Genomic DNA, 23,657 nt, shown 5'->3' on the forward strand with positions numbered 1-23,657 from the left:
CCCACCTCACGAAAGCAAACCCGGCTCGCTCTGGCCTCAATAATGATTGAATAATCACCCCTCACTCACTCACCATATATTTCAAGCCCCTCACACACATCACACATCACACATCAAACTTAACTACAATTAACGAAACAAAATCATAAATTATCGGAAAGCTCCTTAACTCCACGCTCCAATATACTTTTAAACTCATCCAAATCAAAAGACCAAACCCCATTCTCTGCTCTCGCATATATTTCTATTTCGTAACCTCGCCCCGGCTCTTTCGATATTTCAGCCACCTCCCGATCATCAAACCATATCTCGAAAACAATATTTTGCCTGTCCGGAGGACTCGTAACCATTGCTTCCAGTTTTCTCATTTTCCCTTTGGCTCCAAAAAAGTAATAAATTTACCATCGTAACTATAGCGAACTCCACGACCATCAGATGCGATGACGTCAATCACATTCCCAAAACGCCCTGTTTCTCGCTGCACTATGGAACGCCCTGGATCATTTAAAATTCCATCAACGATCTTTTGCCCCTGCTCATTGATTGCTGCTGGGTTTCCCTTGACTGATGGAAAAGCGCTACTCTCTCGCCCACCGTGTTTTTGCAATGCACGCCCAGCAGCACTCAGCTCGCCCGACTTATCAGATGCGTCAGGAAGTTTCGCTGCATCGGAGAGTTCTCTGATACTTTTACCAGCAAGCGTTTCAAATTTGTCTCCGCCTCCAACTATCGCGTTGACGACGGACTCCACCAACTGCTTGATTTTGCTCGGAGGCGAAGCCGTTATCAACGCCTCAACCGCCCTCGGTCCAGGCAACGGCGTCACCAACGCCCCCGCCTTCGCCCCCGGATCCAGCTCCGTCGCCGGATCCGCGATTACTCCATCGCCTTTGCGCCGCTCTTCCCCCTTATACCCCGGGATCCCCGGCGGCAGATCCTGTGACGCCCCACCCGCCATCCCCACACCCGGCAACGGCAGCGGCGCTACTTGATTATTCTCCCCTTCGATCTTCGCCGCATTCCCGGCCGCCGCCGCATCCAGCCCACCCGACGCCGCGATCCCCGCCACCACACTGCTCACCAGATCGACCCGCGCCTGCCGCGCCTGCTCCGTCAACCCCTGCGTCGATCCCAGCACCGAGCCGATCAGCGAACTCGCCGCCGCCCCCATCGCCCCCGCACCACAGCTCTGGCTACCCGCCGCCGCCCCGGCGCATCCGGCGATCGCATGCAGCGCCGCCCGCGCCGACTCCGCTTCCGGCGTCCCACGTCCAAGCGAAGCCGCCAGCGCCTTGACCTTGTTCGCGGCAAGACCCTGCACATACCCGATCGTCGCATTCGCCGCAAACTGGCCCGCGCCTCCCGTCACATTCCCGCCAGCCGCCGCCGTCAACGCCGTCACGATCTGACGACCCGGCTTTCCCGGCCCCCACGTCTGCTCGATATCGTTGGCCTGCGCGAGCATCTGCTGACGCTGCACCTCCGTCAGCGGATTACCGTCTGCATCCTTCGCCTGCGGATCGCCCGCTTTCTCGCGAAGCGCATCGATCTCGCTCGTCTTGTTTGCGACAAACGTCCCAACCTGATTGATGAACTGCCCCGCAATATCGAACCCGGCCTGGATCTTGTCCTTGTCGAAGATCGGCGCCAGCGCTCCACCCGTATCCGACGTATCGCGGCTGATACTCGCCGCCGCCTCCGTCCCCGTCTGGCCCGTCAACTGCTGCTGCGCAGCCTCGTCGGTGATCTGGATGGCACCGCCGCTGATCGCGCTTCTCGTCGTCGTGTCCGCATTGCCCGACGCGCTCAGCATCACTGGCGGCGCCGCCACGAATCCACCTTCGCTCGGCACACTCGTGGTCGGCACCGGGTTCACGTTATCGACACGGCCTTTCTGGTCTCGCCCGATACCGCTCGTCCGGCTGGGTTGCCCACCCTTGTCCTTGTTGTCGTTCTTGCTAGGCGAACCGCCGCCGAAGCTGTACCCGCCGCTCAGCGCCACTTTCGATGCGTCATACGCCGCGTGATTCTGGATGTCTTCGTGCGTCAGCGCCGCTGTCGTCAGACGGTTCACGCCGTCCCGCACAGCCTTGTCGCTGCTTGCGATCACCCCGCCTTTCAGATGCGTCGCACCCTTCACGTCGATCTGGAAGCCGCCATCGCCAGCCCGGATGCCCGATTGCTCGCCCACTGCAGCATAGTTGCTGCGCATCTTCATCTGTTCGAGGCTCGCCGTCACGCTCGAGTTGCCACCACAAATCGGCGGCACGCAGATGCTCACCCCGAACCCCGCGCCCTGCTCCTTCGAATCGTAATGATCCAGATCCTGCAAGCTCTCGATATTCAGCTTGCCGCCTATCTTCCCCACCACCTGCTGGCCCGACACCACGGCGCCGTTCAAATTGGTATCGCCGCCCGATTCGAGCGTGAACTTATGGCCCGCCACGACCTGCGTGTTCGTCCAGGTCGTGGAATCTCCCGTGGCATGCCCGCGGTTGCCCGATGCACTGGCCGTGAACGCGATGCCGCTCTGCGAGCCCACCCCGATCGTTACGCCCAGCCCCGCGCTCGCCCCGCTGTCATTCGAATGGAGGCTGCTGGTGTCTTGGGCCGCCTGCAGATTCACTTTCCCGTCGGCGTGCAAGGTCGTGTCGTTGCCCGCCGATATCGTGCTGCCGATCGCGTCGATATTGCTGTCCTCGCCCGCGCCGGTTGCCTTGATCACCAGGTTCCGCCCGGCCGACACGCCGGTGACGAGCGCCGTGCTCGACTGCCCCCGCATCTGGCTGTCGCTCTTGCTCGCACCCACGGAGATGTTGATCCCCACGCTCGTCGCCGCCTTCATCGGGTCGCCGCCCACCGACTTCAGTGCGTCGTAGGTGTTCTTTGCGGCCAGACCCGTGGTTGCCGCCGCGAGCGCGACAAGCCGAGGATCGCCACCCACGCTCTGCGCAGCGTTCACCATCTGCGTGGCGGTCTGCACCATCGACACCACCGGATTGGTCAACCCGAGTGTCATGCCCGACTGCCGGTATTGCTGCTGCGAAGCCTGATTCCCGGTGTCCTGCGCGGCATCGAGCGTGACCTTCCTGCCCGTCACCAGCGTGTCGCGCCCGGCGTGCAGGATCGCGCCCGTCGCATGCACCGTGTCGCCGGCCTCGATGGTCAGGTTGCCGTTCAAGGCGCCGATCGCACTGCCGTGATTCGTGACCGACTCCGCCTGCTGCCGGTCCGACATCGAGCGTGAGCCGATCGAAAACGACAGGCCGCCGTTGGAAAGCAGCCCGGCCTCGCGCTTGTCGTAGTACGTGGACGACTGCACGGTATCCTGCGACGTGGTGATATCGATGTGCCGCGCGGCCTTCATCGCGACACCGTCGGTGCCCACGATGTCGCTGCCGCCCACATGGATGTCGCGCCCGCTGGTGATCCTCACTCCGTCGGCCGAAATCGTGCTGCCCTGGTTGTAAGTCGCCGTCTCGTCGATCCCGCTTGCCACGTTTGAGCTGCTCACCACCATGCCGTGGCTATGCGTTTCGTGCCCATGCACCTCGCGCCGCTTGCTCGCCGCATCGATCATCACGCCATCAACGGCGGTCAGGTTCGCATTGCCCTTGTCGAGATGGATCGTGCTGCCGCGTACCGCCAGTTGCTTGCCCGACACGAGATTGACGATGTTGCCACTCTCCAGCGAGGTACCCGTCAAGGTCTGATCGACCGTATGCTGGTCCGACGCGTAGCTGCGCCTGCCTTCGTCGCCTGAGCCGTTGCTCTGGACCTCCGTGGTCGCGCTGGCCACATCGAGCGACAGGTTGCCCTTCGCGGCAACGGTGCCGCCCTGGTCGAGCGCCAGCCGCGCTCCATGCGCCGTCAGATCGCCGCCCACCGCGATGTCGGCAACCCCGCCCACCGACACCGTGCTGCCCGTCATCGCGTTGACGTCGGTATCGGATACACCGTTGGCACGCTGCACGATCTTGTGTTCGCCGGTACGCACCGCGCCCAGGTCCCAATCGCCGCCCACCTGCATGCCGAGCGTGCCGCCCACGTTCAGATTGCCCGCGTTCTGCTGGAAATCTCCTCCGGTGACGATCGCCGCGTCGCCCGCCACGTCCAGGCTGGCGGTTGGCCCGAGCGTGGTCACCACGCTCGTCGCGCCATCGCGGCTCACGCGCCGCTCGGTCCGGGTCGCGGTATCGAGGATCAGGTTCTTGCCGGCGTCCAGTGCCAGACTGCCAGCCTTCACGTTCGCCGAGCTCAGGTCGATATCGTTCTCGGTTTCCAGCGACATCAGGCCACCGCTTCGCAGCGCGCCGAACGCGTTGTCGATCTGCCTGCCCTGAATCGCCAGCGTCTCGTCGGCCTGGATCGTGCCGCTGTTCTCGAACGCCTTGGTGTCCTTCAGATCGACGCTGCCCGCATGAATCAGCGGCCCATCCCAGTTCGCCTGGCTCCCCTTGGCCAGATACACGACCGGCACCAGCACCGACTGCCCGTCCACCACGCGCGTTTCCATCATCACGACGTTGCCGGTCAGCTCCGACACCTGATCGGCCGACAGGCTCGCGCCAACCGGCAAATCGAGCGACTTCGACAGATTCGCGCCAGCCTGCATCATTCCTTGATACATCTGCTGCATATCGGTGTAGGGCCCGAGCACGGCCTTGCCGGTCAGCGAGGTGATCTCGTTGCGAACCAGTTGCTGCTCGTAGAACCCGTCGCCGAGGCGCTTGGGAATGTGAGTCAGATCCACGCCGATCTGGTCGAAGAAATAGTCGCTCGACAGAAACCGCTGCCGGCTCGTGAACGCCGGATTCGTTTCGATCACGTAGCTCGCGCCCGGCACCGTGGTGGGCCGGTACAGGCCGCCCTGCGGGATGGAGAGGTGAGTGAGCACGTCCACTGCCGTCGCGCTGGCAATGGCCGACGGAACCGGCTCGAACGACTTGCCCCGCACCGTGACAGACTGCGCGCCGGTCATGCCGACCACACCGGAAATCGCCCCCGCTCCCTCAGCGGTGCGGCTACCGATCGTCGAACCCGACACGGGGCCGCTCGTCAAGCCCGGCACGGCCTGACCGGGAAGCAGGCCGAGTGACGGCAGCGCTGCATTGGCGGCCGTGTTGTGGATATCGACGCCGGTGCCGGTAAGCTCGCCTCGCGCATCGAGCGTCGCCTCGTAGCCCGGCAGCCGGTACGTTTTGACATCGGCGGGTGCGGCCTGCGCATAGCCTCCGGGCCTCTTGCCGACAAACGGTGCATTTCCAAACGGCAACTGCCAGTTATGCTCGGTGTCGTCATAGTTGTTGTAGTGATATTGGCCGGAGTAGGTCACGGTCACGACGGGGGCCGACTGACCGGAAGCGGCCCAGCCATCACTGTCGTAGTGCTTCGGCATGGCGATCTCGCCAACTGCCGCAATATGGCTCCAGTGGTTCTGCAGCTTGCTGACCGACGATACGTCGATTCCGCTGCCCGACACGATCTGCCCAGCGGGACTCATCGCCGTTACCGTATTGGCGACTGCCGTGCCGGTATACGTCGTGTATTGGTAGTAGCTGTTCCATTGCCCATCGTTCGGTGGAATGGTGAACATGCCGCCGGGGTGGGTTTTCAACTTGGCGATGACGACAGCGGGGTCGTAATCAGGATTGTTAGGATCGCGAGTGAGTAGGGTTCGAGGGGCGTTCTGGCCATGACACGCCACCTCATAGTTGGCGGCGCAGCCGCTCATGCTGATCCCCAAGCGCTCGAGTACGGCCGGATCGACCGAAGTCGGCGTGGTCGACGTCCGCATCACCCGCCGCGTATTCGTGATCTGGTCGGCGTGCAATTCCATATCGCCGCCGGACTGGATCAGCGCCGACGCGTTGTTGATCAAGACGGCATTCGTGTAATGGCCGCTCGTATCCTTGCCACCGGCCAGCACGACCTTGCCCATGCCGAAGATCGCCGTTTGCGCCATCGTGTCGCCGCTGGTGGTGTCGTCGCGATTCTCGATATGTTTCGCGAGGATCTCCAGCGCGCCGTTGCGCTCGGACCCGCCGATCAGCGCCGTCGGACCGAGGTTCGACACCGTGTCGGTGGCCTCGAGCGAGACGCTCGCGCCCACCAGCGCGCCGCTGTTGGTCAGGTTGGACGACTTCGTGTGCAGCAGCCCACCGGCCGTGATAGCGCCCGCGTTGACGACATTGCCGGCCTCGATACCGAGGTCATGCACGGACTGCAGCGTGGAGCGATTCGTGAACGTACCGGGCAGCGTGAAGCCGAGATCGTGGCCGACGTCGAAGTGGGTATCGGCGCTGGTCGTGTAGTCGCCGCTCAGATGCAGCATCGCGTCATGCTGCGCGCCGTACTGACCACCGCCTTGCAGCGCGGCGGCCGAGAGCGTCAGGTCGTGCGTCGAGCCGATCTGGCCATTGGTGTTGGTGATCGCGCCGGCGACGGTCACATCCGTGTCGCCATGCGCGGTCGTGATATTGCTGATATGGCCGCCGCGGTTGTCGAGCGTGTCGCCGCGCACATGCAGCGCGGCACCGCTGATCTGGCCACCCTCGGTGTTGTCGATCGCGGCGGCCTCCACCGTCACGTCGCCGTTGCCGGTAATGACGCCGGTGTCGGCCACGCCGCCGGCATGGCTGTTGGCGATTCGGCTGCCGCCGTGGACGCTCGTCTTGCCGGTGCCAAGGCCGACGATCGCGCCGTTCGCGTTGTCGATCGATGCAGCCCGCACGTCAAGCGTGCTGTCCGCGCCGCCGACTTGCCCGGCCTGGAGGCGGCCGCCGCGGTTCAGCAAAGCGCCTTCACTCACGAACGACAAGCCGGTGTTCGAGCGCAGCAGACCGTTCGTGTTGTCGACGTCGCCGGCAAGCTTGGCGTCGATGTCACGCGCGGCCGAGAGGATACCGCTCGCGTTGTTCCAGCCGCCGGCGTGGACCACGGCGCGTCCGGCCGTCACGATCGTGCCCGACGCGTTGTCCAGCGTGCTGCCGCCCTCGCCCGGGGTGAGTGTCAACGTGCCGGCGCCGCCGTGCGTGATGGTGCCGCCGGCGTTGTCGAGTTCAGCCGGGGTCAGCGTGAAATCGGTGCTGTTGGTCTGAAGCCGGCCGCCGGTCGAGTTGTCGAACCGGCCGCTCACGTCGATCGAAATCGGCGCATCGTGCCATTGCGAGATCGTGCCGCCGCGGTTGCTCAGGTTCCGCGCCGTGAGCACGAGCTGGTTGGCTTCGAGATTGCCCGCATCGTTGTCCAGCAGTGCCTTGACGGTGGCCGCCAGATCCGGCGCTGAAATCGTGCCGCCATGGTTGCTCAACGAGTCGCTGCGCAGCGTCATGCGCGTGCTGGCGCCGAGTACGCCTCCATCGTTCTTCAGCGACACGCTGGTCAGGCCGAGCGCGGCACCGGACATCAACTGGCCTTGGCTGTTGTCGAGCTGGCCGCCGATCGCGGCGGTCAGCCCGCCATGGCCGCTCACGTCCCCTCCAGTGTTGTCGAAGCCGCTCGCCCGCACGTCCACCGCACCGTTGCTGAGGATCGCGCCGTCCACGTTGTTGATTTTGCCGGTGCCGTCGCCGAGCGTGAGCGTACCGGCGCCCAGATGCTTCAGTGTGCCGCCGTCATTGACGAGTTGCGCCGGGGCGAGCTTCAGGTTAGTCGCGCGCGTCTGGATTTCCCCATGCCGCGAATTGTCGAGCGTGCCGCTCACGTCCACGCGCATCGCCGCCGTGCCGGTCTGCGTGATCATGCCACCGTGGTTCGACAAGTCGTCGGCGCTCAGATCGAGTTGCGCGGCCTGGATCGTGCCGCCGTCGTTGCCGAGCGAGCTCGCGTGGATCTCGGCCGCCTGTCCGGCGGTGATCTGGCCGCTGTTGTGCAGCGTGTCGACGTGGAGCGTGCTGCCGGCCAGCGTATCGATCAGGCCATCGGCGTCGTTCGTGAGCGTTGCCGCGCCGATGTCGAGCGCGCCGTTCGAGAGCAGCTTGCCGGCGGTATTCTCGAGCGTGCCGCCGATCATGGCCTGCAAGCCGCTCTTGCCGCTCACGAAGCCGCGCGAGTTGTCGAAGTCGCCCGCCTGCGCAAGCACGCGGCCCTCGCTCGTCACCTCGCCGCCGACGTTTCGGACGGTGCCGTCGGGAGCGCCGAGCGTCAGCGTGCCGGCGCCGCCGTGCTTGATGGTGCCGCCGGAATTGTCGAGTTCAGGTGCACCGAGCTTCAAGTCGGCGCTATTGGTCTCCAGCTTGCCGCCGTCGGTGTTGTCGATCTTTCCGGTCACGTCGATGTGCGTCGCACCGCTGCCGGTCTGCGTGATCGTGCCGCCGTGGTTGACGAGCCGTTCGGTATCCAGCGCCACCTGGTCGGCCTGCACCGTGCCGCCGCTGTTGTCGAGCGTCGCGCCGCTCAGCTGCGCCGTCTGGCCGATGATCGAGCCGCCGGCGTTGCTCAGGTGGGTACCCGAATCGAGCGTGAGCTTGCGCACGGCCCTCAGGCTGCCGCCGTCGTTGTCGGCCGAGCCGCCGGTGACATCGAGGTCGCCTGCGGCGGTCACGGCGCCGCGATTGATGAACTCGCCGCCCTGCACGCTCACGTCGCCGTTGCCGGTGATCACGCCGCCGGGCGCGCCGCCCGCGGTCGTCCCCGGGGCATTGACGAGCCGGCCGTCGATCGCCACCTTCATGCCGTCGCCGCTGAGCGAGGCGATCCGGCCCGCCGTGTTGTCGAGCGAGGCGCCGGCGACGGTGGTGCCGGCTGCCCCCTCCACCAGGCCGCGCCGGTTCGTAAGCGCCGCGCCGTGCAGCTCGACGGTCCGCTTCGACGCCAGTTCGCCGTCGTCATTGTCGAGGCGGCCAGTCGTTTCCAGCGATAGCGCGCCCTGCGACGACACCTTGCCGCCATGGTTCGAAAGCGCGCCGCCGGCCAGCGTCGCGGCACCGCCGCTCGACAGGCTGCCGTGATCGTTGCGCACGGTGCCCGCCGCGTTCACGGACAGCGTGCGTCCCGCGCTGGTGGTGCCGTCGGACAGGTCGAGGTCGCCGCGCGTCGCGGCGAGCGACAGCGCACCGTCGGCCACGGTATGACCGGCGAACTTCGCATCGGCGCCGCTGAAGGTCGCATCGCCGCCCGCCGTGACCACGCCTGTCGAATTCAGCCGGCCCTGCGCCGTGACCTTCAGCACGCCGCCATTGACCACCGCACCGGCATCGTCCAGGCCCGCGCCAAGCGAGCCCGCCGAGGCCACGCTGCCGGCCTTCACCGTCACGTCCTGCCAGGCGGCCAGCTTGCCGTCGTTGCTCAGATCCGCGTCGGTATCGAGCGTCACCGACTGTCTGGCATAGGTGGTGCCGTCGTTCTGAACGCCGCCGGCGGCCGCCAGCATCATGCTGCCGCTCGCGTTGGTCCGGCCGGTCAACACCAGCCGCCCGTCGGACTGCAGATGCAGATCGCCCGCCCGCGCCTCGATCGTGCCGGCATTGGCCACCCCGACGCCGGCTGAATTACCGACCAGGAACATCCGGTCGGCATACATGCCGCCCAGCTGCGCCACGTCGATCGCGACCGCCGGCGTCTCGCCGCTGCTCCTGGTCGGCGTCGCCGCGAGCGTGTCATGCTCGACGCGGTTCGCGCCCGCCACCACGTCGAGCCGCCGGGCATACAGCGCCGCGTTGACCTTGACCGCGCGAGCGATGAGGTCGACCTGATCGGTGTCGGTCGCGGCGTTGAGGCCCGCGCCCGCCACCGTGACGAGCCCGCGATCGACCTGATAGCCGGCCAGCGAGCCGTCCGGCCCATAGAACGGCGCGCCGGTGGTCAGCGTCGCACGGCTGGTATTGATGAAGCCAGCGCCGTCGAGATAGATGCCGGACGGATTCGCCAGCACGAGCTCCGCCCTGGGGCCGGCGATTTCCAGCATGCCGCGCAGTTGCGAGGGATTCGGACTGTTGACCTGATTGACGATGATGCGCGCCGCATCGTTCGGCCCGAAGTTCGGATTGCCGTTGATCCAGCCGGCCTGACGCGTCTCGACCATCGTGGCCGAGTTGTTCAGGATCGCGCCGGCGCGCTGCACGTCGAAGCGGTTATAGGTGTTGATCGACACGCCGGCGCCGCCGGGTCGGTTGATATTCACCTGCGGCAGGCCGTTCGGTGTCCGGACCACCTGCGGTGCATGCGGTCCGGCGCCGCTGATCTGTGCGTAGACGCCGCCGGGGATCGCGGCTGCGACGGCCAGCACGAGATGCAGCGATGCGCGACAGCCCGCGCGCGTCTCGCCGCTCGCGGATTTCCCCCGGGCGGTGGCCGTTTCCGCAACGGCCATCACCATGCCCCTGAGCCGGGAATAAACCCGGCGATATGCATTTCTGTTCATTTTTCATCGGCGCGGCCTGCGCCTGTGGTTGACTCATCAACTCAAAAAATTACAGAAATGCCGGGGAGCCTGGCTCGCTAATTGATGGTTGTTTGATGGCCTGCTAATCAATCGCAATTACACGCGCGTCTGATCGACGCGCACCGGGTGCGTTGCCTACAACACGGGATCGAATAAATGGGAGAATGCCGGCTGCAATTTTAGTTTGCAATTCGAATTATCGGAATTATCCGTGGGATCTGCGACCGCGGCGCGGTAGTGGGTGCTTGACATGAAACCGGCGACCGATTAGGCCGCCGGTTTTGCGTCGGGGATGCGTCGTTCTTATCGGCCGGTTGCGTCCTGCCCGTCAAGGAGTACCTTGCACCGGCCATTCAAACTCAGTCGCGCTCGATCACTTGCACGACAGCACCACGACGCCGCCGATTTCCAGCGTGTTCGATAGCGTGGCCGAATAGCCGACGGCGATCAACGGCTGCGTCGCGTCATGGCCTACCACCACCGACTGGACCGTCAGTTTCCCGCTCGTCGCAGCGCCGTTCAACGGCGTCTGCGTACTCGTGAACGTGTAGGGCGTGTCCATGAGGTTGATCGACAGGTTCAGGTTGTCGAGCGTGCCCGCGCCAAGATCGAGCGTGGCCGAGCTGGCGGCGAGCGTGCCGGCGACGCCGCCGGCGCCGTTCGCCACCGTATCGGCGATCAGCTGCGTGCAGGCGAGCGTGCCGCTTTTCGCGGACAGAGCCAGCGGCGTACCGACCGCGTAGTGGACGCCCTGCATCATGGTGTAGGTATTTTCGTCCGTGTCCATTGCCTGATTCCATCGGCCGATCGCCACGTCGGTGCCGACGCTCTGGATCTCCGACACCACCCCGTGGTCCATCCCGAGGCAGTCCGATGCCGCAGCCGACGAGGCGAGCGTCGTGAACGCGCCGCTCGGCTGCTGCACCTGGCTCGATGCGGGCGCGTTCGGCGCCGTCATGTTGCGGCCTTTCGAATAGGCTTGCGGCAGGCTCGGCACGACCACCACGGCGAGTTGGCCGTCGTTCGCCGCGATCTGCGAGGCAGATCCCGAGTAGGTGAAGTTGCCGCTGGGCCGGCATGCTGCCTGCGCGGCGGGCGGCGTCGAAGCCGCCGGCGTGGACGATGCCGGCGCGGGTACCGCGGGTGTGGAAGCAGCCGATGCCGCAGCCGGCGTACCGGCATCGTCGCCGCCGCCGCACGCCGAAAGCACCGCAATGGCGAATATGGTGGAAACGAACTGGAAAGCGCGAGTGGATTTTTTCATAGAATCGATCTGCGGTTTTTCTCGATATCACCGAGAAAATGGTTTTTAGAAATAGTTTTCACATCACTGACGATGGCCTGCCGCCAGCGACGCGTTAATAGCACGAGCGAATTTTTCGGGTCAATGCGACCCGGCGTCTGTCAAGCGGGAACGAGCTTGTCGGAGGGAGCGCCATCGACGGCGCCACCGGCTTCCGCAATTCAATAAAACCCCTGATTCAGCACGATTTCCTTATCGATCAAGCGGTACCCGATCGCCAATCCGAACCACGCGGCCTCACGCACCTTTCGACCGACACTCCGCGTCCCCGCGACACCCCGCCACGCCTGATTCACGCTGCCGTTATACTTGCCGCTCCACATCGCGCCGGCATCGCGGGCCGCACCTCGTCCGCCGCATTGCCGCTCGATTTCTCCACTTCATCACGCCGACATGCGCCTCACCCTCGACCGCCGTACCGCCACCGCGCTGCTCGTCGCCGCCGTGTTCTTCATGGAGAACCTCGACGCCACCGTGATCGCGACGGCGCTGCCGGCCATGGCGCGTGACTTCGGCACGGCGGCCGCGCATCTGTCGATCGGCGTGTCGGCCTATCTGGTCGCGCTCACGGTGTTCATTCCGATCAGCGGCTGGATGGCCGACCGGTTCGGCGCGCGCCGCGTGTTCGCGACGGCGATCGTGGTGTTCACGCTGTCGTCGCTGCTGTGCGCGGCGAGCGGCAGCCTGGCCGCGTTCACGGCGGCGCGCACGCTGCAGGGCCTGGGCGGCGCGATGATGGTGCCGGTCGGCCGGCTGGTGGTGTTGCGCAACACGCCGAAGGAGCAGATCGTGCGCGCGATCGCGATCCTCACCTGGCCCGCGCTGGTCTCGCCGATCCTCGGCCCGCCCGTGGGCGGCTGGATCAGCACGCACTGGAGCTGGCACTGGATCTTCCTGCTGAACCTGCCGCTCGGCGCGATCGCGCTGGCCGCGGCGCTGGCGCTGGTGCGCAACGGCGAGGCGAAGCGCGCGCCGTTCGACGTGCCGGGCTTCATCCTCACCGGGCTCGGCTTCGGCCTGTTCATGGCGGGTCTCGAAGCGGCGAGCCGCGCCGACGTGGCGCGCGCGATCGCGTTCGCGATGCTCGCGGCCGGCGTGCTGCTGCTGCTGGTCTCGGCGCGCTATCTGGCGCGCGCCGAGCATCCGCTGTTCGGCCTCGAGCCGCTCGCGATCGACACGTTCCGCGTCACGGCCGTGGGCGGCTCGCTGTTTCGCACCGCGATCGGCACGGCGCCGTTCCTGCTGCCGCTGATGTTCCAGCTCGCGTTCGGCTACGACGCGGTGGAGGCCGGCACGCTGCTGCTGTGGCTGTTCGCCGGCAATCTGGCGATGAAGCCGGCCACCACGCGCATCATGCATGCGTTCGGCTTTCGCCGCGTGCTGGTCGGCAACGGCGTGCTGGTGGCGCTCGGTTTCGCGGCCTGCATGACGCTGACGGCCGACACGCCGCACTGGCTGGTCTGCGCGCTGCTGTTCGCCACCGGCATGACGCGCTCGATGCAGTTCACGGCGCTGAACACGATCGGCTTCGCCGACGTGCCGCAGCCGCAGATGAGCCACGCCACGACGCTGTTCTCGGTGCTGCAGCAAATGAACGCGGGGATGGGCATCGCGATCGGCGCGCTCGCGCTGTCGGTGGCCGGCATCATCCACGGCTCGCCGCAGGGCAACCCGGGCAGCGCCGATTTCCATCTCGCGTTCGGCCTGATCGCGCTGATCGCGGCGCTGGCCGTGGTCGACAGCCTGCTGCTGCCGCGCAACGCCGGCGAGCGGTTGCTCGCGCGCGGGCGCTGACGGCGGCTTAGGCGCGATTCGGCTTCGGAAGGCTCGCGATCGGGTCCAAACGCGGCGCGAGCAGCGTGCGAATGAATCTCGCGCGCGGCACGGCCAGCGCTTGCTCATGCTCGCGCGTCAACGGCAACTCACAAGTCGGTCACTTCAGGAAATCCCGGAGCCACTTCGGAGCACGGCACGAGCGCCGTTCATCACTTGCTGGTGGCCAGCCGTCACCGCCCGCGCCTGCCCGCACATCAGCGGCTGTCGCGCGCGACCTCGCCGGGCAGGCCGCCGATGCGTTCCCTCGCGTCGACCGTCCGGCGCGGCGCGAGGCCGGCGCGCCGATCCGCCTCGCCGTTCTCCTCCGCCTCGCCGTCCTGCTCACCCAACTCGCCATGCAGCGCGGCCCGCATCCGCTCGCGATCGAGCGCGCCCTCCCACGCGCACACGACGATGGTGGCCACGCCGTTGCCGATCAGGTTCGTGATCGAGCGGCATTCGGACATGAAGCGGTCGATGCCGAGCACCAGCACCATCGCGGCCACCGGCACGGTCGGCACCACCGACAGGCTCGCCGCGAGCGTCACGAAGCCGGCGCCGACCACGGCCGCCGAGCCTTTCGAGGTCAGCATCGTGACGGCCAGCAGCGTCAGCTGCTGGGTGAGCGTGAGCGGCGTGTTGGTGGCCTGCGCGAGGAACAGCACGGCGAGCGTCATGTAGAGGCTCGTGCCGTCGAGGTTGAACGAATAGCCGGTGGGCACCACGAGCCCTACCACGCCGCGCCGGCAGCCGAGCCGCTCGAGCTTGTGCATCAGCTGCGGCAGCGCGCTTTCCGAGGTCGAGGTGCCGAGCACGATCAGCAGCTCCTCGCGGATGAACACGAGGAAGCGCACGATGCTGAAGCCGGCGAGCCGCGCCACCGCGCCGAGCACGACGAACACGAACAGCGCGGCGCTGAGGTAGAAGCAGGCCACCAGCTTGAACATCGGCAGCAGCGAGCCCACGCCGAACTTGCCGACGGTGAACGCGATCGCGCCGAACGCGCCGAGCGGCGCCACGCGCGTGATGAAGCCGACGATCCGGAACATCATCGCGGCCACGCCCTCCACCACCTCCACCACCGGCCGCACGCGCTCGCCGAGCACCGATAGCGCCGAGCCGCACAGCATCGCGATCAGCAGCACGGGCAGGATCTCGTCGTGCGTGAACGCGCCGACGAACGTCTCGGGAATCACGTGCATCAGGAAGCCGGCCACGCCCTCGCCGTGCGCGGCGCGCGAGACGTAGCCCGACACGGCCGACGCGTCGAGCGAGGCGACCGACACGTTGAAGCCGGCGCCGGGGTGCAGCAGGTGTCCCATCAGCAGGCCGAAGCCGAGCGCGACGCTCGACACCAGCTCGAAATAAAGCAGCGCCTTGCCGCCGGCGCGGCCCACGGCCTTCATGTCGCGCATGCTGGCGATGCCGGCCACCACCGCGCAGAACACCACGGGCGCGATCACCATCCGGATCAGCCGGACGAACAGGTCGCCGAGCGGCTTCAGCGCGACGGCCGCGTTGGGCGCAAAGTGCCCGAGCGCGACGCCGAGCGCGATCGCCACCAGCACCTGCAGATAAAGATGCCGCCAGAGCGGCACGGAAGTCGTGCGAGTCGCCATGTCTCCTCCAGAAAATAGGCGTGAGTCGTCCCGCCTCCCTGTGACCGGGAGGTCGAGTGACGTGGAATCGGAACATTCAGCCGGGCACCGCCTTCGCATCGAACGCATCAAACGCGGCGCCGGCGGCGCGCGGCTCAGCCCGTCGCGCGCATCGCGTCGAGCTGCGCCCACGGCCGCAAGGCTCGGTGGCGCTGCTCGAACGCGTCGATCCGGTCGGCCATCGCGAGCGTCAGGTCGATCGTGTCGACGCCCTCGATCACCATCCGCTGGTGGCGCGCACCGAGCGCGAAGTCGAAGCGGCGCCCGGCCGGCGACGCCACTTGCCGCCGCTCGATGTCGATGTGCAGCACACCGTCCGGATTCGCGACGGCCTCGGCCGCGAGCGCGTCCACCTCGTCGCGCGCGAGCGTGACCAGCAGCAGCCGGTTGTTCATCGCGTTCGAATAGAAGATCTCGGCGAAGCTCGGCGCGATCACGGCGGCGAAGCCGTATTGCAGCAGCCCCCACACGGCGTGCTCGCGGCTCGAGCCGCAGCCGAAGTTCGCGCCGCCGATCAGCACCCGCGCGCCGGCGTGGCGCGCGTCGTTCAGCACCGAGTCCGCGCGCGGCGCGCCGCCGGCATCGAAACGCAGGTCATGGAGCAGCCCCGGCGCGAGCCCGGCCTTGTCGATGCCGCGCAGGAACTGCTTCGGCATGATCTGGTCGGTGTCGAGGTTGTCGATCGGCAGCGGCAGCGCGCGGCCCTCGATGGCGGTCAGCAGGCTCATGTCAGCTCCAGGGTTCGGACGTCGGTCAGGCGGCCGGTCAGCGCGGCGGCGGCGGCCATCGCGGGGCTCATCAGGTGGGTGCGGCCGCCGCGGCCCTGGCGCCCTTCGAAATTGCGGTTGGTGGTGGAGGCGCAGCGTTCGCCGTCGGCGAGCACGTCGTCGTTCATCGCGAGGCACATCGAGCAGCCGGGTTCGCGCCATTCGAAGCCGGCCTCGACCAGCACGCGCGCGATGCCCTCGGCTTCCGCCTGGCGGCGCACGCGCCCCGAGCCCGGCACCACCATCGCGCGGATGCCGGGCGCCACGCGCCGACCGCGCACGATCGCGGCCACGGTGCGCAGGTCCTCGATGCGGCCGTTGGTGCAGGAGCCGATGAACACGCGGTCGATCGGCGTGCCGGCGATCGGCGCGCGCGGCGCGAGGCCGATGTAGTCGAGCGCGCGGCGTGTCGATTCGCTCGCGGCCGGGCTCGCTTCGTCCTCGGCGGCCGGCACTGTCGCGTCGATCGCGATCGCCTGGTCGGGGCTGGTGCCCCAGGTCACGAACGGCGCGACCTCGCTCGCCGCGAAGCGGTGCTCGGCATCGAACGCGGCGCCGGCGTCGCTGTGCAGCTCGGCCCAGTCGGCGCAGGCGGCCCGCCACTGCGCATCGTCGAGATCGACGTGGGCACGCACGTAGTCGAGCGTGGTCGCGTCGGGCGCGATCAGCGCGGCGCGCGCGCCGGCCTCCACCGTCATGTTGCAGACCGTCATGCGCGCCTCGGCGCTCAGCGCATCGAAGGTGCTGCCCGCGTATTCCACCGCGTAGCCGCGCGCGCCCTGCGCGCCGAGCCTGGCCACCAGCCAGATCACCAGATCCTTGGCCGAGGTGCCGTAGGGCAGCGCGCCGTCCACCACGATCCGCATGGTCTTCGCGAGCCGGTAGACCAGCGTCTGCGTGGCCAGCACGTGCTCGACCTCGGAGGTGCCGATGCCGAAGCCGAGCGCGCCCAGCGCGCCGTAGGTGGTGGTATGGCTGTCGCCGCACAGGATCACCATGCCGGGCCGCACGAAGCCGTGCTCGGGCGCCACCACGTGCTCGATGCCCTGGTCGGGATCCTGGGTGCCGAACAGCCGGATGCCGGCGCGCTCGCAGTTGCGCGCGAGGTTGCTGGCCTGGGTGGCCGAGGCCGCGTCCGCGATCACGCGCGGGCGCTCGGCATGGGTCGGAATGATGTGGCTGACCACCGCCACCTGCTGCTTCGGCCGACGCACCGCGCGGCCCTTCGCGTCGAGCCCGGCGAACGCCTGCGGGCTCGTGTATTCGTTCATCAGATGCAGGTCGACGTAGAGCAGCACGTTGTCGGCGTCGAGAGGCGCGACCGTGTGCGAATCGACGAGCTTCTGGTACAGCGTCCGGATTGCCATCCCGGTACCTCGTTGTCGTGTGATGGTGGGAAATCAGGGGAAAAGGCGGCCGCGCCGGGTTCAGCCGCGCAGGAACGGCAGCGCGGCGTCGAGCAGCGCCTCGGGCGCCTCCTCGGGAATGTAGTGGCCGCACGGCAGCGCGCGGCCCGTCACGGTGCCGGCCCAGCGGCGCCATTCGGCGAGCGGGTCGAAGCATTGGCCGATCACGCCGTCGCCGCCCCACAGCGCCAGCATCGGGCAGGCGATCCGCACGCCGGCCGCGAGATCGGCGCGGTCGTGGTCGAGGTCGATCGTGATCGAGGCGCGGTAGTCCTCGCAGATGCCGTGCGCGGTGGCCGGATCCGACAGGCAGCGCAGGTACTCGGCGTAGGCCTCGGGCGTGAACGGCTTGAGGCCCGCGCTGCGCGCGCCGATCGTCTGCTTCAGGTAGAGATCGGGATCGGCCGCGATCAGCGTCTCGGGGAACGGCGCCGGGCGCACCAGGAAGAACCAGTGCCAGTAGGCGCGCGCGAACGCGAACGAGGTCTGCTCGTACATCGCCAGCGTCGGTGCAATGTCGAGCGTGACGAGCCGGCGCACCGCTTCCCGGTGGTCGAGTGCCATGCGCACCGCCACGCGCGCGCCGCGATCGTGCGCCAGCACGTCGAAGCGTTCGAAACCGAGCGCGCGCATCAGCTCGACCTGGTCCCGCGCCATCCGGCGCTTCGCGTAGTTCGCGTGATCGGGCAGCCCGGCGGGCTTGTCGCTGTCGCCGTAGCCGCGCAGGTCGGCGGCCACCACCGTGAACTCGCGCGCCAGCACGGGCGCCACGCGATGCCAGATCGCGCGCGTCTGCGGATGGCCGTGCAGCAGCAACAACGCCGGTCCGCTGCCGCCGCGCAGCGCGCGGATCGTGATGCCGTCGTCGGTCTCCACGCTGACCGGGGCGAAGTCGTCGAACATGTTTCCTCCGTGTTTTTTGTAGTCTAATTGCTGCCTTGAACGCCATGGTATCGGCGAAAGCAAACCGGTATTAACTTGAGAGAAACAATGGACGCGATCTCCGATCTCGCGCTGTTCGAGCTGGTGGTGCGCCAGGGCAGCCTCACGGCGGCCGCGCGCGAGCTGGGCGTGACGCCGCCGTCGGTCAGCAAGCGGCTCAAGCAGATCGAGCAGCGGCTCGGCGTGCGGCTGCTGAACCGCACCACGCGGCAGATCAGCGTGACGACCGAGGGCGAGCTCTACCTCAACAACGGCTCGCGCATCCTCTCGGAACTGGCCGAGCTGGAACAGCTGGTGAGCCGCAGCCGCGCCGAGCCGGCCGGGCTGCTGCGCGTGAACGCCTCGTTCGGCTTCGGCCGCACCTGGGTGGCCACGGCGATCTCGGAGTTCGTCGCGAAGCATCCGTCGATGGAAATCCAGCTGCAGCTGACCGACCGGCCGCTGAGCCTGCAGGAGCAGGCGTTCGACGTCGGCATCCGGTTCGGCGACGTGCCCGAGGCGCGCATCAACGCGCGGCGCATCGTGCGCAACCGCCGCGTGGTGTGCGCGGCGCCCGCCTACCTCGCGCGGCACGGCACGCCGCGCACGCCGCGCGAACTCGCGCAGCACGCCTGCCTGATCCTGCGCGAGAACGATTCGGCCTACGGCAGCTGGCATTTCACGCGCGGCAGCCAGGAGGAGACCGTCAAGGTGCGCGGGCCGCTCAGCAGCAACGACGGCGCGGCCGTGCTGAAGTGGGCGCTCGACGGCCACGGCATCGCGATCCGATCGCGCTGGGAGGTGGACGCGCGGCTGCGCGACGGCACGCTGGTGCCGCTGCTGGCCGACTGGACGCTGCCGAACGCCGACATCTACGCGGTCTACCTCGAACGCAACCAGCTGTCGGCGCGGCTGCGCACCTTCATCGACTTCCTCGGCACGCGGCTGCCGCAGCTGCTCGGCGTGCCGGCCGAGCGCCGGCGCGGCGGCTGACTCATCGCCGAAAAACCCTGTCAAGCCGCCTGCCCGGCCGATGCGACGGCCTTCGCCGCCGGGCGATGCCGACAGTCACTCTGCCGTCAAACTGACCCTTTACTGTCGCGGAGCAGACAACAACAGGAAATCAACAAATGGACCGCCGCCACTTTCTCCGTTCCTCCGCGTTCTTCACGATCGCCGCCGCCACCGGCACGCTCGCCGCCTGCTCCGACGACGACAATGGCACGCCGCCCGCCTCCGCCGCCGGCACGCTGCCGGCCGCCGGCACCTACCAGTTCCCGCAAGGCGTCGCGAGCGGCGACCCGCGCGGCGACAGCATCGTGTTCTGGACCCGCGCGATCGCGGCATCGGGCGCCGCCGCGCCGGTGTCGGTGCAGCTGCAGGTGTCGAGCGCCGCGGACTTCTCCGCGATCGTGGCGAACGTCTCGCTGCAGGCGCTGGCCGACTACGACTACACGGTGCGCGCGAAGGTAACCGGCCTGAACCCGGCGTCCACCTACTACTACCGCTTCGTGGCCGGCGCCGACAACAGCGTGGCCGGCACCGCGAAGACGGCCCCGGCGGCCGGCGCCGCCAACTCGAAGATCCGCTTCGCCTGGTTCACCTGCCAGGACTGGACAGTCAACCACTGGCAGGCGCTCACGCTGATCGCGGCCGAAACCGATCTCGACTTCGTGGTCCATCTCGGCGACTACATCTACGAGACGGTGGGCGCGGCGTTCCAGACCGGCACGGCCGAGCCGGCCCACACGCAGATCAAGCTGCCCGACGGCGGCGCGCTGCCGGGCGGCGCGGGCACCTACGCGAACAGCCTCAACGACTACCGCACGCTGTACCGCACCTATCGCGCCGACCCGCGCCTGCTGGCCGTGCATCAGCGCTTCGCGATGATTCCGATCTGGGACGATCACGAGTTCTCCGACGACTGCTGGCAGGATCACCAGACCTACACCGACGCGAACGCGCAGCAGACCGCGCGCCGCCGCAGCGCGAGCCAGGCCTGGGCCGAATACATGCCGATCGACTGGAGCGACGTGCAGTTCAACCCGGGCAACAGCGGCTACGACAACATCAGCATCTTCCGCAGCTTCAGCTACGGCGGCCTGATGGACCTGGTGATGACCGACGAGCGCCTGTTCCGCGACCAGCACGTGATGAGCGAGCAGATCGGCGGCCCGGCCGCGGGCGCGCTGAACCTGCCCGACGCGAGCAGCACCAGCTCGGTGGGCGTGCGCTATTTCGTGACGCAGAACGCGCTGACGGCCGCCGAGGGGCTCGACACCGCCGCGCTCGGCCGCGCGCCGTCGATTCTCGGCCCGACCCAGACGCTCTGGTTCAAGGAGAAGATGAGCAGCTCCAAGGCGACCTGGAAGGTGTGGGGCAACGAGGTGATGCTGAACCGCCTCTGGATCGACCTGACCTCGGTGCCGGGCGTGCCGAGCTCGGCCGCGTTCAACTACGTGATGAACTGCGATTCGTGGGACGGCTACCCGACCCACAAGGCCGACGTGCTCGGCTTCCTGAAGACGGCCAACGTGTCGAACGTGGTGGCCATCACGGGCGACCTGCACGCGTTCCAGGCCGGCGTGGTGCGCGACGTGCCGGACCCGGCCACCGGCACGCCGGTGCTGGTCGACTTCGTCACCGCGGGCATCAGCAGCTCGTCGTTCTACAGCTACATCGTGCAGCAGACCGCGGGCACGCCGTATCAGGCGCTGCTGCCGCTGCTCGGCGTCACCAACGGGGCGAGCTTCGACGCCACGCTGCAGGCATTCAACCCCGACCTGACGTTCGCCGATCACGATGCGCAGGGCTATGCATCGGCCACCGTCACGGCCGATACGTTCTCGGTGGTCTATACCAAGGTCAAGCCGCTCAATGCCGACGGCAGCGCGCCGGCCGACCCGGTGCTCAAGCGCACGCAGCTGAGCGTGGCCTCGGGCACCCACACGATCCAGGTCACGCCGCTCGCCGGCTGAAGCACGGCGGGCCGTCGCGCCCGCCTCGCCCGATCCTTCCGCCGGATTCGACGCCCCCGATGCACGACGCACGCGCGCCGTGCATCGGGCGCGCGTCGCTCACACCCACCGGCGATAGAGCCGGAACGATTCGTCCTCGAGAAAGCGCCGCGTGAGGGTCACGAACGCGGCGCGCCGCCCGCTTCGCTCGCGGCGCGCGCTTCCTTGGCCTTCTTGGCCGCGTGATGGTGGCCGATCGCGCAGCCGGCCGCCGCGCCCAGCACGGCATGATGGCCGGCCACATGGCCCGCCACGCCGCCCACGGCGGCGCCCTTCAAACAGCCGGCCGCGTTCGCGACATTGGCCGCGGCCAGCAGGCCGACACACGAGACAGCAATCAACAGGCGTTTCATCATCGAGCTCCTTGTTCGAATCACCGCGCGCCGGCCGGAACGGCCCGGCGCGAACCGGTTCATTGTGCGCGGAGGCGCCGCGCGCGGCCACGGCCGATGCCGTTCGTTACCGAAGCGACAGCGTTGTTACATCCGACCCCGTTGAACGGAAGGCAATCGAAAGCCACGCCTGCTCAAGTCAAGGCACGAGGCGCGTGAACACGTAGTCGTGATTCCTGACCAGCGCCTGATGGCAGGCGAAGCAGGTCTCGTGCTGCGCGGCGTCCACGGGCACGCCGTTCACGAAGCGGCCGAAGCCCCAGCCGCCCGTCGCGGCGTAGCGCTTCGCGTCCTTCACCATCACCTGCACGGTGGTCGCGCGCCCCGCCACCACGGCCGTGGGCGACTCCGCGGACGGCTGGCGCCGGTACGCGAGCTTGACGAGGATCGTGCCGTCGGGGAACGGCAGCGTCGACTTCTCGAGCGCGGCCACCGCGACCGGATTGCCGAGCACGACGCGCAATTCGTCGAGCGGCGCGGGCTCCTCGGCCGGCGCGATCATCTCCCACTTGCGATAGCCGGGCGGGATCGTCACGCCGTAGATCGGCGAGGCGGCCGGCGGCGGCGCGGACGCCGTGGATGCAGCGTCTCCGGCAAACGCCGGCGCGGCGCCGAGCGCGGCCAGCAGGCAGGCACCCGCCGCGAGCCGACGGCCCGGCCGGGCCGCCCTCACCGCCTGCGTCGGCCACCGCATGCCGCGCAGGCGCATCGACATCGACGCCAGCCGGCGCGCGGGAAAACGGGAAAGAGAAACGATCGGCATCGCATCCACCCCGCGCATCAGAGCGTCACGACCTGCAGGATCGCGTCGGCGAACGCCTCCGGCGCTTCCTGCGGCAGGTTGTGGCCGATCCCGCCAGCGAGCGTGCGATGTCGGTACTTGCCCGTGAACTTCTTCGCGTAGGCGGCCGGCTCCGGATGCGGCGCGCCGTTGGCGTCGCCCTCCAGCGTGATGGTCGGCACCGAGATCGCCGGCGCGGCGGCGAGGCGCTGCTCGGTCGCGTCGTACTTCGCCTCGCCGCGCGAGAGGCCGAGCCGCCAGCGATAGTTGTCGATCACCACGGCAACGTGGTCGGGGTTGCCGAACGAGGCGGCGGTGCGTGCGTAGGTGGCGTCGTCGAAGCGCCACTTCGGCGAGGCGAGCTGCCAGATCAGCTTGTTGAACGCGTCGCGGTTCGCCGCATAGCCGAGCGCGCCGCGCTCGGTCGCGAAGTAGAACTGATACCACCACTGGAATTCGGCCTGCGGCGGCAGCGGCTGCCGGTTGCCGGCCTGGCTGCCGATCAGGTAGCCGCTCACCGACACCAGCGCGACCACGCGCTCGGGCCACAGCGCGGCGATGATGTTGGCGGTGCGCGCGCCCCAGTCGTAGCCGCCGAGGATCGCGCGGTCGATCTTCAGCGCGTCCATCAGCGCGACGATGTCGTAGGCCACCACGGCCTGCTGCCCGTTGCGCGGCGTGTCGTCGGAGCGGAACCGCGTGGCGCCGTAGCCGCGCAGGTACGGCACGATCACGCGATAGCCGGCCGCGACGAGCCGCGGCGCGACCTCGGCATAGGCCTGGATGTCGTAGGGCCAGCCGTGCAGCAGCATCACGACGGGCGCCGTCTTCGGGCCGAGGTCCACATAGCCGACGTTCAGCGCGCCGGCGTCGATCTGCTGGATCGACGTGAACGCGGCTGCACCGGCGCGCGGCGCGGCGGTTTCGGGCTCCTGCGCGCCGGCCAGGCGGATGAAGCCCGGATCGACGAGGCTGAAGCCGGCGAGCGTGGTGCCGAGAATGCGGCGGCGCCGCAGATTGACTTGGTCCGACATGGTCCGTTCTCCTGGTTTTCGCGTATCCGGATCGAGCCGCGCCGGATCCCGGCGCGCCCCCTTGATCGACCGCCCCGCCGCCGTGTCCCGCACGGCGCATCAGGCGTCCGGACGCATTTATAGCGGAGCCCGCCGCACGCTTTGTATCGCAGTGTGTCCGCTCGCCGGCACGACACAGA

13 protein-coding genes are annotated in these 23,657 nt (G+C 67.8%); 3 read left to right on the forward strand and 10 right to left on the reverse strand.

The genetic code is table 11. The annotated features are described in order from the left end of the window. Positions 1 to 143: 143 nt before the first annotated feature. From BpN12_RS08160 to BpN12_RS08170, 3 genes are all read right to left on the reverse strand, one after another. The gene (locus tag BpN12_RS08160; RefSeq protein WP_246791936.1) at positions 144 to 368 is read right to left on the reverse strand and encodes a hypothetical protein; all 225 of its coding nucleotides are present in this window, start codon (positions 366 to 368) and stop codon (positions 144 to 146) included. Beyond that, a complete protein-coding gene (locus BpN12_RS08165) occupies positions 365 to 10,363 on the reverse strand; it encodes a hemagglutinin repeat-containing protein (RefSeq protein ID WP_280529105.1) in 9,999 nt (3,332 codons plus the stop codon). Before BpN12_RS08165 ends, BpN12_RS08160 begins: the two co-directional genes overlap by 4 nt. 394 nt (positions 10,364 to 10,757) lie before the next feature. Beyond that, a complete protein-coding gene (locus BpN12_RS08170) occupies positions 10,758 to 11,648 on the reverse strand; it encodes a hypothetical protein (RefSeq protein WP_425306253.1) in 891 nt (296 codons plus the stop codon). A gap of 432 nt (positions 11,649 to 12,080) precedes the next feature. Between BpN12_RS08170 and BpN12_RS08180 the strand changes: the two genes are divergently transcribed. Beyond that, entirely contained in the window at positions 12,081 to 13,481 is a 1,401-nt protein-coding gene (locus BpN12_RS08180; protein WP_246791940.1) for a DHA2 family efflux MFS transporter permease subunit, read from the forward strand. A 236-nt stretch (positions 13,482 to 13,717) separates the two neighbouring features. Here BpN12_RS08180 and BpN12_RS08185 read toward each other — a convergent pair whose 3' ends face one another. From BpN12_RS08185 to BpN12_RS08200, 4 genes are all read right to left on the reverse strand, one after another. After that, positions 13,718 to 15,121 carry a dicarboxylate/amino acid:cation symporter gene (locus BpN12_RS08185; RefSeq protein ID WP_246791941.1) on the reverse strand — a complete coding sequence of 468 codons (1,404 nt, stop codon included), beginning with the start codon at positions 15,119 to 15,121 and terminating at the stop codon, positions 13,718 to 13,720. Positions 15,122 to 15,255: 134 nt separating this feature from the next. After that, positions 15,256 to 15,888: a 3-isopropylmalate dehydratase small subunit gene (leuD, locus tag BpN12_RS08190; protein ID WP_246791942.1), complete on the reverse strand. Its 633-nt coding sequence runs from the start codon at positions 15,886 to 15,888 to the stop codon at positions 15,256 to 15,258. Next, complete coding sequence (leuC, locus tag BpN12_RS08195; RefSeq protein ID WP_246791943.1) at positions 15,885 to 17,294, reverse strand: 3-isopropylmalate dehydratase large subunit; 1,410 nt, start codon at positions 17,292 to 17,294, stop codon at positions 15,885 to 15,887. Before leuC ends, leuD begins: the two co-directional genes overlap by 4 nt. Positions 17,295 to 17,354: 60 nt before the next feature. Then, complete coding sequence (locus tag BpN12_RS08200; protein ID WP_246791944.1) at positions 17,355 to 18,236, reverse strand: alpha/beta fold hydrolase; 882 nt, start codon at positions 18,234 to 18,236, stop codon at positions 17,355 to 17,357. A gap of 87 nt (positions 18,237 to 18,323) precedes the next feature. On the opposite strand from BpN12_RS08200, the gene BpN12_RS08205 reads away from it, so the two are divergent. Both BpN12_RS08205 and BpN12_RS08210 read left to right on the forward strand, forming a co-directional pair. Beyond that, positions 18,324 to 19,247, forward strand: a complete 924-nt coding sequence (locus BpN12_RS08205; protein WP_246791945.1) for a LysR family transcriptional regulator — start codon at positions 18,324 to 18,326, stop codon at positions 19,245 to 19,247. 137 nt (positions 19,248 to 19,384) lie between these two features. Then, a complete protein-coding gene (locus BpN12_RS08210; RefSeq protein WP_246791946.1) occupies positions 19,385 to 21,232 on the forward strand; it encodes an alkaline phosphatase D family protein in 1,848 nt (615 codons plus the stop codon). Between the two features lie 158 nt (positions 21,233 to 21,390). On the opposite strand, the gene BpN12_RS08215 is transcribed toward BpN12_RS08210, so the two are convergent. The 3 genes from BpN12_RS08215 to BpN12_RS08225 form a co-directional block, all read right to left on the reverse strand. Further along, positions 21,391 to 21,624, reverse strand: coding sequence for a hypothetical protein (locus BpN12_RS08215; RefSeq protein ID WP_246794663.1), 234 nt, complete (start codon positions 21,622 to 21,624; stop codon positions 21,391 to 21,393). Between the two features lie 178 nt (positions 21,625 to 21,802). Next, complete coding sequence (locus BpN12_RS08220) at positions 21,803 to 22,357, reverse strand: cytochrome P460 family protein (protein ID WP_246794664.1); 555 nt, start codon at positions 22,355 to 22,357, stop codon at positions 21,803 to 21,805. Positions 22,358 to 22,443: 86 nt separating this feature from the next. Continuing rightward, positions 22,444 to 23,478 carry an alpha/beta fold hydrolase gene (locus BpN12_RS08225; RefSeq protein ID WP_246791947.1) on the reverse strand — a complete coding sequence of 345 codons (1,035 nt, stop codon included), beginning with the start codon at positions 23,476 to 23,478 and terminating at the stop codon, positions 22,444 to 22,446. Between the last annotated feature and the right edge of the window lie 179 nt (positions 23,479 to 23,657).

Origin of the sequence: Burkholderia perseverans (assembly GCF_022870505.1) — a bacterium.
In the GTDB taxonomy this organism is placed as follows: domain Bacteria; phylum Pseudomonadota; class Gammaproteobacteria; order Burkholderiales; family Burkholderiaceae; genus Burkholderia; species Burkholderia plantarii.